The organism is Paenibacillus tianmuensis (assembly GCF_900100345.1).
Taxonomy (GTDB): domain Bacteria; phylum Bacillota; class Bacilli; order Paenibacillales; family NBRC-103111; genus Paenibacillus_G; species Paenibacillus_G tianmuensis.
The window spans coordinates 1-16,034 of sequence record NZ_FMTT01000076.1 but is presented as its reverse complement, the minus strand read 5'-3'; the positions used below and the strand labels follow the sequence as shown (position 1 = coordinate 16,034).

General features: G+C 57.0%; 2 protein-coding genes. Both read left to right on the top strand.

Annotated features, from left to right (window positions below; all coding sequences use genetic code 11):
- On the top strand, positions 1 to 7,230 hold a 7,230-nt coding region (locus BLO51_RS27405), incomplete at its 5' end, for a non-ribosomal peptide synthetase (protein ID WP_143007008.1).
- Positions 7,231 to 7,363: 133 nt separating this feature from the next.
- Positions 7,364 to 16,034: non-ribosomal peptide synthetase (locus BLO51_RS27400; RefSeq protein WP_245719856.1), on the top strand; the 8,671-nt coding region annotated here is incomplete at its 3' end.

Sequence of the window (16,034 nt, the reverse complement as noted above, 5' to 3'; positions counted from 1 at the left end):
CCGAAGCCGGTATCCGGCGCGGACGACTTGGCCTATGTCATCTACACCTCGGGTACAACCGGCAAGCCGAAGGGCGTCATGCTGGAGCATCACGGGCTGACGAACCTGAAAGCTTATTACGACCACACGCTGCGTATCGGCGTAGAGGACCGCGCGTTGCTGTTCGCCAGCCTGTCGTTTGACGCGGCCTGCTGGGAGATCTTCCAGGCGCTGTTCTGCGGCGCGACCTTGTACGTGCCGACGAAGGATACGATTCTGAACTATCAGTTGTTTGAAACGTATATGGCGGAGCATCAAATTACGGTAGCGGCCCTGCCGCCAACGTATGCGGTGTATCTGGAGCCGGAGCATATGCCAAGCCTGCGCGTTCTGTTCACAGCGGGCTCCGCCTCATCGCCGGAGCTGGTGCAGAAGTGGAAGGACAAGGTGGCGTACTACAACGGGTACGGTCCGACGGAAAACTCGGTAGCGACGTCGATCTGGCCGGTCTCGGAAGATCCGGAGGCAGGCAGGCAGGTTTCAATCGGGCGGCCGATGCCGAACCACCGGGTATACATCGTGGACACGCACGGGCATCTATTGCCGGCAGGCGTGGCAGGCGAGCTGTGCGTAGCCGGTGTGGGTCTGGCCAGAGGCTACCTGGATCGTCCGGAGCTGACGGCGGAGGTATTCGTGACCAGCCGCTTCAGCGGGGAGCGGATGTACCGGACGGGCGACCTGGCGAGATGGCTGGCGGACGGGCGGCTTGAATATTTGGGCCGGATCGACCACCAGGTGAAAATCCGCGGTTACCGGATCGAGCTGGGCGAGATCGAAGCGAAGCTCCTGCAGGTGGAAGCGGTGCAGGAAGTGATCGTCATCGCGCGGGAAGACGGCCAAGGCCAGCAGCAGCTCTGCGCGTACTACGTGGCAAGCGAGGAATTGGCGGCAAGCGAACTGCGCCAAGTTCTGAGCGAGAAACTGCCAAGCTACATGGTGCCGGCGCACTTCGTGCAGCTGGAAGCGATGCCGCTGACGCCGAACGACAAGATCGACCGCAAGGCGCTACCTGAACCGGACGGCAGCGGGCAAACCGGCGCAGATTACGCGCCGCCGCGCACACCGGTGGAACGTTCCATGGCAGCCATCTGGCAGGGCGTGCTTGGAGCGAGCGCGGTTGGCATCCATGATAATTTCTTCGAGCTGGGAGGCGACTCGATCAAGTCGATCCAAGTGTCCTCCCGCTTGCTGCAGCAAGGCTATAAGCTGGAAATGAAGGATTTGTTCGCGTATCCGACTATTGCAGGGCTCAGTCCTTATGTCCAGGCAACAGGCGCCAAGGCCGATCAAGGGGCGGTGACTGGAGAGGCTCGGCTAACACCGATTCAGCACTGGTTCTTCGAGCAGAATTTTGCCGAGCCTCACTACTTTAACCAAGCCTTGCTGCTCCACCGGGCAGAGGGCTTTGAGGAAGCGGCGCTCCGCCAAGCCTTCGCGAAGCTGATCGGGCATCACGACGCGCTTCGTATGGTATACAAAGCGGCCCCGGACGGCTTCACCGCTTGGAACCGGGATGTGCATGAAGGCAAGCCGCTTGAGCTGAGCGTGTTCGATTACCGGGATGCGGATCATGCCCGTGAGCTGGTGGAATCGAAAGCAAGCGAGCTGCAGGCCGGCATCGATTTGCGGGAAGGACCGCTCCTGAAGCTTGGTCTGTTCCGCTGCACGGACGGGGACCATCTCCTGATCGCGATTCATCACCTCGTGATCGACGGTGTATCGTGGCGCATTTTGTTCGAGGATTTGAAGATGGCTTACGACCAAGCTGTTCAAGGTGAAACGATCCGGTTGCCACATAAGACCGATTCGTTCCGGACATGGAGCGAAGAGCTGCGGAAGGCGGCAGCTAGCGACGAATTGCAGCGGGAGCTGGCGTACTGGCGTGACCTGGAGAAAGTGGAGACGGCTGTACTGCCGAAGGAAGACGGACAGGCCGGCGGACTCACGCTCGCCGACAGCGGTACGGTAACGGTAGAATGGTCAGCCGAAGCAACCGAGCAGCTGTTGAAGCAAGCAAACCGCGCCTATAACACGAATGTGAACGATCTGCTGCTTACCGCTCTCGGCCTTGCCGTCCAGGATTGGACCGGACAAGAGAGGCTGTTGATCAGCTTGGAAGGCCATGGCCGCGAGGCTGATGCCATCGGCTTGGAGCTGGATCTGTCGCGGACGATCGGCTGGTTCACAAGCCAGTATCCGGTGCTGTTAACGGTGGAAGGCAGCCAGGCGCTTGGCAAACAGATCAAACAGGTGAAGGAAGATCTTCGCCGCATCCCGCGCAAAGGTATCGGCTACGGCATCCTGCGGTACGTATCGGAGCTTCCGGAGGCCGAACGTCTGCGGCAAGAACCGGAGATCAGCTTCAACTATTTGGGCCAATTCGATGAAGATTTGCAGAACGGTGCTTTCGGGTTTTCCCCGTATTCGAGCGGACAGTCTGTGAGCGAACAAACGGCGCTGCAGCATGCGCTCACCTTCAACGGCATGGTATCGGGCGGCCGGCTGACGATGACGCTGTTGTACAACGCCAAGGCCTTCCGTCTGGAAACCATCGAGCATGTAGCTCAACTGCTGCATGACCGTCTGGTCGAGGTGCTGGAGCACTGCGTGACGAAAAAGCAGGCCGAGCTGACGCCAAGCGACGTGCAGCGGAAAGGCTTGACCATCGACGAACTGGAGGAACTCATCCGGCAAGCCGAGCAAACGGGCGAAGTGGAGAATGTGTATGCGCTCACGCCGATGCAGAAAGGCATGCTCTTTCACAGCCTGCTTGAGCCGAAATCGGGAGCTTACTTCCAGCAAGCCGCTTTTGAGTTGGTCGGACGCTTTGATGTCGGAGCTTTTGCCCAAAGCCTGGAGTTGCTGGTACAGCGGCATACGGTGCTGCGCACGAATATTATCAACGATTCGAGGCAGGAGCCGCTGCAAATGGTGTACAGGTCGAAAGCAAGCGAGTTTTATTTCGAGGATGTGCGTGATCTTGGCGATACCGAGCAAAGGGCTTATGTCGCCGCCTTTGCCGCCAAGGACCGAGTCAGAGGCTTTGATCTCGCAGCGGATGCGCTGATGCGGATCGGGATTCTCCAAACGGGAGATACGGAGGTTTCGTTCGTGTGGAGCTTCCATCACATCGTGATGGACGGCTGGTGCATATCCTTGCTGTACCAGGAAGTGTTCGGCGCCTACTTTGCTATCCGCCAAAAGCGCGAGGTCAAGCTGCCGCAGGTCACACCTTACGTCCGTTACATGGAATGGCTGGATAAGCAGGATGCAGGCCAAGCTGCGGCTTATTGGAAGGAGTATTTGTCCGGGTATGAGCAGCATACGGATTTGCCGAACCGTAAGACGGCCGATGCCAAGCAGCGTTATGAGCTGGAAAAAGTGTCGCGCTTAATCGGCAAGCCGCTCAGCGCAGCCCTGCAGCGGACAGCCAAGGCGCATCAGGTCACCATCAATACGTTGCTGCAAACGGCCTGGGGCATTGCGCTGCAGCGCTACAACAACAGCACCGATGTCGTATTCGGCAGCGTTGTATCGGGCCGTCCGGCAGACATTCCGGGCGTGGAAGGGATCATCGGGTTGTTCATCAACACCATTCCGGTGCGTGTCCAAAGCGAGGCCGGCGAGAGCTTTGCCCACATGCTGAAACGGGGCCAGGCGCAGGCTATCGAGTCGAACGCTTACGATACGTATCCGCTCTACGAAATTCAGGCGCATACGGCACAAAAGCAGGATTTGATCAGCCATCTTCTGATCTTTGAAAATTATCCGCTGGATGAAGAAATCGAACGGATTGGAGAACGCGGGCCGGATGCTTTCGAAATCCGTAACGCCCGGATGAACGAGCAGACGAATTATGACTTCACCGTTACGATCATGCCTGGCGCGGATATCAGGATCGACTTCGGCTACAATGCGGTTGTCTATGATCGCGAGGATGCCAAGCGGATACAGGAGCACTTTATTCATCTGCTGGAGCAGGTTACCGCCAATCCGGATGTGTCGGTAGACAAGCTGGAGCTGGTGACAGCGCGAGAGAAGGAGCTGCTGCTGAACAGCTTCAACGACAACACGGCGGAGTATCCGCGGGAACAAACGATTCATGGCTTGTTCGAAGAACAGGTCCGCCGCTCGGCGGAGAAGATTGCCGTCTCTTGCGGTAATGAGCATATGACGTACCGCGAGCTGAACGAGCGGGCCAATCGTTTGGCCCGCCAGCTCCGCGCCCATGGCGTAGGGCGGGATGTCCGCGTCGGCTTGCTTGCCGAACGCTCGCTGGAGATGATCGTCGGCATTCTGGCGACGATCAAAGCGGGCGGCGCTTACGTGCCGCTGGACCCGGATTATCCGCAGGACCGGCTGCAATTTATGCTGGAGGACAGTGGTTCGCACGTGCTGCTGGCACAGACACATCTGCTCGGCGCGGTATCGTATGCCGGTGCGGTGCTTAACCTGAACGATCCGTCGCTGTATATAGGAAACGGACTTAACCTGGAGCCGATAAATAAGCCTGGCGATATGGCCTATATCATCTATACGTCGGGTACTACGGGCAAACCGAAGGGCGTTATGATCGAGCATCGCAATGTCGTGCGGCTGCTCGTCCACGATAAGCTGCAGTTCGATTTCAACGAGCAGGATGTCTGGACGGTCTTCCACTCGTTCTGCTTTGACTTCTCGGTATGGGAAATGTACGGAGCGCTGCTGCTCGGAGGACGGGCCGTCATTGTGCCGAAGCAGGTCGCGCAAAATCCGAAGGCGTTCGCAGAGCTGCTGCGCGAGGAAGAGGTTACGGTGCTGAATCAGACGCCGACTGCCTTCCATGCGCTGATCAATGAGGTGATGGAACAGCCGGAGCAGGGGCAGGGCCGCAGCGTGCGCTATGTCATCTTCGGCGGCGAGGCGCTCAGTCCGATGATGCTAAAACTATGGCGCGACCGTTATCCGCAGACGAAGCTGATCAATATGTACGGAATCACGGAGACGACCGTACACGTGACATACAAGGAGATCGGGGACCAAGAGATTGCGTCCAACCGCAGCAATATCGGCCGTCCGATTCCGACGCTGACCAGCTATATTTTCGATGCGCAGCAGCAGCTTGCACCTGTCGGCGTAGTCGGGGAGCTGTACGTCGGAGGCGACGGCGTAGCGCGCGGATACTTGAACCGCGAAGAGCTTACAGCCGAGAGATTCATCGATAATCCGCATAAGCCGGGCGAGCGGCTTTACCGGTCTGGAGACCTTGCGCGGATGCTGCCAAACGGCGAGATGGAATACCAGGGCCGGATCGACCACCAGGTGAAAATCCGCGGTCACCGGATCGAGTTAGGCGAGATCGAATCCAAGCTGCTTCACTTGGAAGCCGTGCAGGAAGCGATTGTCCTGGCGCGCGACGACAGCCAGGGACAGAAGCTGCTGTGTGCGTATTATGTAGCATCAAAGGAGCTGACGGCGGGCGAACTGCGCGAGACACTCTCACAGGAACTGCCGAGCTACATGGTGCCGACGTTCTTCGTCCAGGTCGAGCGTATGCCGCTCACCGCAAACGGCAAAGTCGACCGCAAGGCGCTGCCGGCACCAGAAGCAGGCCTGCAATCGGGACAGGGGTATGCCGCTCCGAGCACACAGACAGAAGCGCAGCTTACGCGCATTTGGCAGGAGGTGCTGGGGCTTGAGAAGGTCGGCGTCAAGGATCATTTCTTCGAGATCGGCGGACATTCGCTCCGCGCTGCCACGCTCGTGGCGCGTATCCAGAAGGAGCTGCAGATCAGCGTGCCGCTAAGAAGCGTGTTCGAGCATCCTACCGTGGAAGAGCTCGCTGCCGTCATGGCAGGCCGGGAAAAAACAGGCGAAACGAGTCTGCCGGTTGCTGAGGAAAGAGACTACTATCCGCTTTCCTCCGTTCAGAAGAGAATGTATATTTTGAGCCAGCTTCAGAAGAACGATATCAGCTACAACTTGCCAAGTGTCTTGCGGGTCGAAGGACCGTTTGATGTGAAGCGGATCGAGGAGGCGTTCCGCGCCCTGATCGCACGCCACCAGTCACTGCGTACCAGCTTTGAGATGGTGGATGGTGAACCGGTGCAGCGGGTGCATGCCCAGGCGGACTTCTCCATTGAGGTGCGGGAGGGCAGTGAGCAGGAGGCGGAAGTATGGATGGAAAACTTCTTGCGCCCGTTTGATTTGCGCAAACCACCGCTTATGCGGGTAGAACTGATAAAGCTCGAATCCGAGCGTTACATCATGCAATTCGACATGCACCATATCATTACGGACGGTGCCTCGATGGGCATTCTGGTGCAGGAACTCGTCCGGCTGTACGGAGGCGAAGAGCTGCCTCCGTTGCGGATTCAGTACAAGGACTATGCGGTTTGGCAGCAAGGCGCAAGAGCGCGTACTTACGAAAAGCAGGAACAATACTGGCTGGAGGCGCTGGCCGGCGAGCTTCCGGCTCTGGTGGTGCCGACGGATTATCCGCGACCTGCGGTACGCAGCTTCGACGGTTCCCGGGTCAACTTCGAGCTTGATGCGGAATGTACGTCGGCGGTCAAGCGGCTCAGCGAGGAAACAGGAAGCACGCTGTTTATGGTGTTGCTGGCGGCTTATCAGGCGCTGCTGGCCCATTACAGCGGGCAGGAGGACATCATCGTCGGCACGCCGATTGCCGGCAGGCCATTGGCCGAGCTTGAACCGGTCGTTGGGATGTTCGTCAATACGCTTGCGCTGCGCGCCTATCCGTCCGAGAACAAGACGTTCCTGGAGCTCTTGCAGGAGGTTAAGGAACAGGCACTGGGCGCATTTGAAAACCAGGAGTTTGCGTTCGAGGAACTGGTGGAGAAGCTGCTTCACGTCCAAGACGCCAGCCGCAACCCGCTGTTTGATACGATGCTGGTGCTGCAAAACAATGAGCGGCAGGAGCTGAAGTTTGACTCGGTGTCTTTCGTCCAGCAAGAACGCGACTACAACGTCGCCAAATTCGATCTTACCTTGTATTTAATCGAGGAAGGGGATCGTATCAACGGCAGCCTGGAATACAGCACCAAGCTGTTCAAAGCCCATACGATCGAGAAGTATGCCTCCGATTTCGCTGCGCTGTTGTATACGGTGACGGATCAACCGAACATCCAGCTGGGCGACATTGAGCTTGCGGACCAAGTATCCGTCGAGTCTGTGGAGTTCATGTTCTAAAAGGTTTCTCCATGTTCGCAAAGAGCGCATGAGGACAAGCCATGCGCTCCTGCGAAGCCTTATGGTTCGAGGATGTACCGATTCACCCGTGGGAGCACGGAAAAACAGATGGGAAGAACAGGGGGATCATGCGATGAAAAAGCTGCGGGCCTTTTGGAGCGGCAAATTCGATGCAGAAGATACGATATCTGTCATACCGTACAGTTCAGCTCACAAAATTAGGGAGACCGACAACCAAAACGAAGGCTCCCCGCTCCAGGTATGGAGCGGACAGCTGCCCGAGCAAGTATCGCAACGGCTCATTGCCATTTCCAAAGACTCTCCAATGGCGCTGTTTATTTTGTTGCTGGCAGGCGTCAAAAGCCTGTTATATAAGTATACGAACGAAGAAAAGGTGATTGTAGCCATTCCGGCGGTTCGTACTTCGGATGCTCCGCTTATGAATGAGACCATCTTGATCAAACAGGAATTGAACGGAGCAGATGCATTTAAATCACTGATTGCACAGGTCCACGCTACCGTTAGCGAGTCCATTGTCAATCAGAACATTGCGCTGCAAACGATGGCGGGCGCTATGCATTTGCAAGTAGAGCCGGACGGCTCGCCCTTGTTCCATACGGTCATTTCATTCGATGCTCTTCATACCCGGCATCATCCAGGGTCGATCGTCTCCAATATCGAACTTGCTTTTGAGCGGAACGATGACGGAATTTTGCTGCATATTCATTACCGCGATGACCGTTACGACCAGCAAATGCTGGAATTGTTATTCGATCATTTGGTTCGGGTGTATACCCTTGCTTTATTCCAGCCCGAGCTTGCTATCGACAGTATCGATATCATGTCCGACGAAGAAAAGTCGCTCATCCTGCAAGGCTTTAACAACACATCGGCGGAGTATCCGCGGGAGCGGACAATTCATGAGCTGTTCGAGGAGCAGGCTCAGCGTACGCCGGAGCAGACAGCAGTGCTGTTCGAGGACGAGCGGCTGACGTACCGCGAGCTGAACGAGCGTGCGAATCGCCTGGCGCGGACGCTGCGCGCTGAAGGCGTTGGCGCAGATGTGCCGGTAGCGATCATGGTTGAGCGCTCGCTGGAGATGATCGTCGGCATCTACGCAATTCTGAAAGCAGGCGGCGCTTACGTGCCCATCGATCCGGAGTATCCCGCGGAGCGTATCCGCTACATCGTCGAAGATTCGGGAGCTCGGTTGCTGCTGACACAGAGCCACTTCCTGGACCGCGTGCCTCATGAGCTGGAAGGCCGAGTTCTCGATTTGAACGAGGTGGCTGTTTACGCCGAAGATGCGACGAATCTGCCCCTTGGCGCCGGTCCGCGCGACATGGCTTACGTGATCTATACGTCGGGCTCGACCGGCAGACCGAAAGGCGCGGCGATCGAGCATCATTCCGTACTCAACCGTATCCTGTGGATGCATGAGCGCTACCCGATTGGCGAGGCGGACGTGATTCTGCAAAAAACGACCTTTACGTTCGACGTGTCGGTGTGGGAGCTGTTCTGGTGGGCCATGGTCGGCTCAAGCGTTTGCCTGTTGACGCCGGGCGGAGAGAAAAACCCGGAGCTTATGTTGCAGGCGATCAGCCGTTATGGCGTGACGACGATGCACTTTGTCCCGGCCATGCTTCATGCGTTCCTGGATTACGCGGAGCAGCAGCCGAAGCCAACGGTCACAGAACAAACGTCCAGCCTGCGCCATGTATTCGCCAGTGGAGAGGCGCTGCCGCCGCAGCACGTGGCCCGCTTCCAAGAGGCGATTGGCCGGGTGAACCGGACGCAGCTGATCAATCTGTACGGACCGACGGAAGCAACGGTGGACGTGTCGTACTTCGATTGCGAGCCGGATGAGTCCTATGCGGTGATTCCAATCGGCAAGCCGGTGCACAATACACGGCTGTATATCCTGAAGGAAGGCACGGAGCAGTTGCAGCCGGTCGGGGTGGCAGGCGAGCTGTGCATCGCCGGGGTGCAGGTGGCAAGAGGCTACTTAAACCGTCCGGAATTAACAGCGGAGAAGTTTACGGCTGATCCATTTGTGGCAGGCGAGCGGATGTACCGGACCGGAGACCTGGCCAGATGGCTGCCCGATGGGAACATCGAGTATCTGGGCCGCATCGACCATCAGGTGAAAATCCGCGGTTACCGGATTGAGCTGGGCGAGCTGGAAGCGGAGCTGCTGGCAGTGGAAGCGGTACAGGAGGCCGTAGTTATGGCCTGCGACGACGGCCAGGGCCAGAAGCTGCTGTGCGCGTACTTTGTGGCGACAAAGGAGCTGACGGCGGGCGAGCTGCGCGAGGCGCTATCGAAAGAGCTGCCAAGCTATATGCTGCCGACGTACTTTGTGCAGGTCGAGCGAATGCCGCTTACGGCCAGTGGCAAAATCGACCGCAAAGCACTTCCTGCACCCGAAGCAAGCGTCCAGTCGGGCGAGGCTTATGTAGCTCCACGCACGCAGACGGAAGAGCAGCTCGTACGGATTTGGCAGGATGTGTTGGGGCTTGAGAAGGTCGGCGTCAAGGACAATTTCTTCGACATCGGCGGGCATTCGCTCCGTGCGGCGACGCTTGCCGCGCGCATTCATAAAGAAATGAATAAGCAGCTTGAGCTGCGCGAAGTTTTTGAGGCGATGACGGTAGAGCAATTGGCGCGGACGATCGAAGGCAAGGAAACAAAGGTGCTCGTTGCCATTCCGAACGTTCCGGAGAGCGACTATTATCCGGTATCTTCAGCGCAAAAACGGCTCTATGTGCTGAGCAACCTGGAAGGCGGAGAGCTTGGCTATAACATGTCGGGTGCGGTCATCGCGGAGGGAGCGCTGCAGCCGGACCGTTTGGAAGACGCGTTCCGCAAGCTAATTGCGCGCCACGAGTCGCTGCGGACGAGCTTTCATCTTGTAGACGGCGAGCCGGTGCAGCGCGTGCAGCGCGAGGCGGCTTTTTCCCTTGAGCGCCTTGATGCCGCTGGAAAAGATGTCGAGACGCTCTTTCACCAGTTTGTACGCCCGTTCGATCTTACCGTAGCGCCTTTGCTGCGGGCCCGATTGTTTACCCAGTCGGCGGACCGTCACCTGCTTTTGGTCGATATGCACCATATTGTGTCAGATGGCGTTTCCTTGCGCACGTTCTTGGATGAGCTTGCTCGTTTGTACAACGGGGAGGAGCTAGCTCCTTTACGGATTCAGTATAAAGATTATGCCGTTTGGCAGCAGGAGAGAATGCAGTCGGAGGAATGGAGCAAGCAGGAGCAGTATTGGCTGCAAACGTTCCAAGGCGAAATTCCGACGCTGGATCTCAAGACGGATTACCCAAGACCTGCGGTGCAAAGCTTTGCCGGAGATAAGATCAGCTTTGCTGCGGGTTCTTCGGTCAGCGAAGGTTTGCAGAAGTTGGCTTCGCGTTCGGGTTCCACCTTATATATGGTATTGCTGGCGGCTTACACGGCGCTGCTCCATAAATATACCGGCCAGGAGGATGTGGTCGTCGGCACGCCGTTGGCGGGCCGGCACCACGCTGATCTGGAGCCGATCATCGGTATGTTTGTCAATACGCTTGCTTTGCGGAATTATCCGTCCGGAAACAAGACCTTCCTGGATTATGTGGGCGAGGTCAAGGAGCAAGCACTTGGTGCATTTGACCATCCTGACTATCCGTTTGAAGAGCTCGTGAACAAGCTGAATGTAAGAAGGGATATGAGCCGCAACCCGCTGTTCGATACGATGTTCGAGCTGAGGAATGCAGAGCCTGAAGGCACGGCTTTCCATGATGTGCATTTCTCCGGGTACCCGGTGGATAGCGCGATTGCCAAGTTTGATCTCACGCTCGAGGCTGACTTCGATGAGAGAGGGCTTACATTTACGCTGGAGTATGCGACAGCCCTCTATAGCCGGGAGACGGTGGAACGGCTTGCCCGTCATTTTCTGCGGGTGCTGGAAGAGGTCGTGCAGAGTCCGGACACGAAGCTGGCCGACATTGAAATCATGACGGGCGACGAGAAGGCTGAGCTGCTTGAAGCATTCAGCGGAGACGGCGGCAAGGGGCAGGAGCATCTGCTGGCGACACCGTTCCATGTGTACTTTGAGAAGCAGGCGGCAGCCGTGCCGGAGCAGGCAGCAGTTGTGGCAGGCGATGCGCAGTTGACGTACCGTGAGCTGAATGAACGGGCGAACCGGCTGGCACGCACCTTGCAGACGGCTGGTATTGGCCGGGAGTCCGTCGTCGGCATTTTGGCCGATCGTTCCGTGAACCTGCTTGTAGCCGTATTAGGCGTATGGAAAGCCGGGGGCGCTTATGTGCCGCTTGATCCGGATTATCCGTCGGAGCGCATCGGATTTATGCTCCAGGACAGCGGGGCCACAGTACTGCTCACCCAAACACAGCTTAAGGAGCGCGCTCAGGAATGGCTGGCCGGAGGGGCCAAGCTGCAAACGGTGTTCTGTCTGGATGAGGAAGCGTCCTATGACGCCGAAGCGTCGGATCTGCCGAATCAAAACGTGCCGCAAGATTTGGCTTATGTCATCTATACGTCCGGGACAACGGGGCGGCCGAAAGGCGTCATGATTGAGCACGGCAGTTATATCAATACGGCGATCGCATACCGCCGTGATTATCGGCTGGACCAGTTTCCGGTGCGGCTCTTGCAATTGGCGAGCTTTTCCTTCGACGTGTTCGTGGGCGACATTGCGCGGGTACTGTATAACGGCGGTCTGATGGTGATCGTGCCGAAGGAGGACCGGATCGACCCGCTGCGGCTGTACGCATGGATTCGCGATTACGGCATCACCGTGTTTGAATCGACGCCTGCGCTCATCGTGCCGATGATGGAGCATATCGCCAGCCAATCGCTGGACATCTCGACCTTGCAGCTCTTAATCACAAGCTCCGATAGCTGCAGCGTGACGGACTACCAGCGCCTGCAGGAGCGCTACGGATCGCACGTGCGGATCATTAACGCATACGGCGTTACGGAGGCGGCTATCGACTCCAGCTACTACGACGAGCCGCTGGAGAAGCTTCCCGAGGCAGGAAATGTGCCAATCGGGAAAGCTTGGCTGAATGCCCGCTTTTATATTGTGGACGCGGCCTTGCAGCCGGTTCCTATTGGCGTAGCCGGGGAACTGCTCATTGGCGGACCTGGGGTCGCACGGGGGTATAAGAACCGTCCAGAGCTGAACGAGGAGAAGTTTATCGCCAGCCCCTTCATTGAAGGCGAGCGCTTGTACCGTACAGGGGATTTGGCGCGCTGGATGGCGGATGGGAACGTCGACTTTATCGGGCGAATGGACCACCAGGTGAAAATTCGCGGCTACCGGATCGAGCTGGGCGAGATCGAAACCGCCATTCTGCAGTTCGCAGGAGTCAAGCAGGCGGTTGTGGTTGACCGGACGGACGAATGCGGGCAGAAGTATTTGTGCGGCTATGCGGCGGCAAGCGAGTCGTTGGGTATCGCTGAGCTGCAGGCGCACTTGCAGCAAAGCTTGCCTTCACATATGGTGCCGGCACAGCTCGTAGTGCTGGAGAAGCTGCCGCTGACGCCGAACGGGAAGGTGGACCGCAAAGCGCTGCCTGAGCCGAAAGGCGGGCTGTTGTTCCCCGGTGCGGACTACGAGGCTCCGCGCACAGAGGCGGAACGCACGCTCACCTCGATTTGGCAGGCGGTGCTGGGCGTGCCGGCTGTCGGCATCCGGGATAACTACTTTGAGCTGGGCGGCGATTCCATCAAGTCGCTTCAAGTATCATCTAAGTTATACCAAAACGGATACAAGCTGGAGATCAGAGATTTATTCCAAAACCCGACGATCGGCGGGTTGAGTCCCTATGTACAGCGGATTACGCGGGTGGCTGACCAAGGAGAATCGATTGGAGCCGTGGAGCTGACACCGGTTAAATGGTGGTTCTTTGAGCAGCAATACGCGGATCCCCACCATCACAACCAGGCTGTTCTGCTTTATCGCGAGCAGGGATTCCAGGAAGATGCGCTCCGCCGTAGTATCAGCCGGCTTGTGGAGCATCATGATGCCCTCCGCATCGTGATCCGTTACTCTGAGAACGGGCCGCCGTTAGCCTGGAACCGCAGTACCCGCGAAGGCGAGCTGTACAGCTTCGACTTATACGACATGAACGGTGAAGTTGACCTTGCCTCTGCTATAGAAGCGAAAGCTAACGAAATTCAAAGCGGCATCTCGCTCACAGAAGGGCCGTTCGTTCGGGTTGGATTGTTCCGGACCCAAGCCGGAGACCACCTGTTAATCGCCATTCATCACCTGGTGGTCGACGGCGTATCGTGGCGTATTTTGTTCGAGGATCTTGCAAGTGCCTATGAGCAGGCGCTAACAGAGGAGCCGATCCGGCTGCCGCAAAAAACGGATTCGTTTCAGCTCTGGGCCGAGAAGCTTTCGCAGTATGCCAAAGGTCCTGAAATCGAACACGAGCAAGCCTACTGGCAGAATGTCACAGAGCGGGGATTCGAAGCGCTGCCTAAGGATCATGAGGGAGAGCTTTCGCTGGTCGGCGATAGCGATACAATAACCGTCGTTTGGACGGAAAACGAAACGGAGCAACTGCTAAGGTATGCTAACCAAGCGTACAATACCGAAATCAATGATTTGCTGCTCACCTCACTGGGGCTTGCCGTCCAGCGTTGGACGGGGATGAACCGTGTTGCCGTGAACCTGGAGGGCCATGGCCGGGAGCCGATTATTCCGGATCTCGATGTTTCCCGCACCGTCGGCTGGTTTACGAGCCAATACCCGGTTGTGCTGGACATGAGCGCGAACGAGAACCTGCAAAAAAGCATTGTTGCGGTCAAGGAAGGGCTGCGCGGCATTCCGAACAAGGGGATTGGATACGGCATTTGGCGTTATTTATCCGGGCTGTTCGGGCCTCAAGAGTCAAGGCAGGAGCCGGAAATCAGCTTTAACTATTTGGGGCAGTTCGATCAGGATTTAGAGAACGGTTCTTTACGGTTTTCCCCTTATTCAAGCGGCGACGAGATCAGCAGAAAGGCTGTAAGAACCTTTGTCCTGGATATTAACGGATTGGTATCCGGGGGGGTTCTTTCCCTAACCGTCAGCTACAGCCGCAAGCAATACCGTAAGGAAACGATGGAATGCTTCACTGGGCTTTTGCAGTCCTCGCTGCGGGAAGTCGTCGCTCATTGCGCGGCGAAGACAACACCGACACTGACGCCTAGCGATGTTTCGGTTCGCGGCATGACCGAAGAAGAGCTGGAGCAAATCGTAAAAGAGACAAGCGCTATCGCTGAAATGGAAAATGTTTACGCACTTACGCCGATGCAGCAAGGCATGCTGTTCCATGCTTTACTGGATTCGGACTCGGGTGCTTATTTTGAACAGACTTCCTTTGATATTATCGGCTATTTCGACGTAGAGACCTTCCGGCAAAGCTTCGAGGCCTTGCTGCAGCGACATGAAATTTTCCGTACGAATGTATATAACGGCTGGAGAAAGCAGCCGCTGCAAGTGGTGTACCGTCACAGAGAAGCGGATTTTGCCGTCGAGGACATACGCGGTCTGTCTGAGGAAGGGCAGCATCTCAGGGTTAAACGCCTTCTTCGCGAAGACCGGCAGCGCGGATTCGATTTGACCCGGGATGTCTTGATCCGCGTATCTATCCTGCGCACGGGTGATGAGTCGTACCATTTCCTTTGGAGTTCCCATCATATTTTGATGGACGGCTGGTGCTTGTCGCTAGTTACGGAAGAAGTGTTCGAAATGTATTTTGCCGCCCTTGAGAAGCGCAAGCCTAAGCTTGAGCCGGTAACGCCTTACAGCCGGTATATCGAGTGGCTGGAAGCGCGCGACCGTGACGAAGCGGCAGCTTACTGGAGAAACTATTTGTCAGGATACGGGGAGCAGACACTGCTGCCTTCAAGCAAAGCCAGGGAGCAAGAAGCTGGTCCGCTCTTCGGCAGTCTGTTCTGCCACTTGGGCAAACCGTTGACGGAGCAAATCAACCGCTACGCCAGACAGCACCAGATCACCATCCATACGCTGCTGCAAACCGCTTGGGGCATTTTGTTGCACCGATACAACGGCACAAACGATGCGGTATTCGGCAGCGTCGTGGCGGGGCGTCCTGCGGAAATCCCGGGTATTGAACGAATGATCGGCTTGTTCATTAATACGGTTCCTGTGCGGATTCGCTGCGAGGCGGGCGACACCTTCACCGAGGTTGTGACTGGCGTCCAGCGCCGGTACCTGGAATCCAATGCTTACGATTCGTATCCACTGTTTGAAATTCAGGCGTCGACGGAGCAAAAGCAGGAACTCGTCAACCATATTATGGTATTCGAGAATTTCCCGGTTGAAGATCAAATGAGCCAGATCGGCAGTGGAGAAGCCGCATTTAAGGTCGAGAACATAGAGATTGCCGAACAAACGAATTACGACTTCAATCTGATTGTCGCGCCGGGTGAAAACCTGCTTGTCCGCTTTGAGTACAACACACGGTTTTACCACGAAGCGGATGTTCAGCGGATTCAAGCGCACCTGACTTACTTGCTGGAGCAGGTCGTAGCAAACCCGGATATCCGCATTCACGAACTGGAGCTGGTGAGCGGGGTGGAGAAGGAGCAGATTTTGCATGCGTTCAACGACACCGCGGTCAACTCGCCTCGCGAGAAGACGATCTACCAGTTGCTGGAGGAACAAACGGCGCGGACGCCGGAGCAGGCTGCTGTCTACTGCGAAGGCCAGCGGCTGACGTACCGCGAGCTGAACGAGCGGGCCAACCGCCTCGCCCGCACGCTGCGCAGCGCTGGGGTGCAGC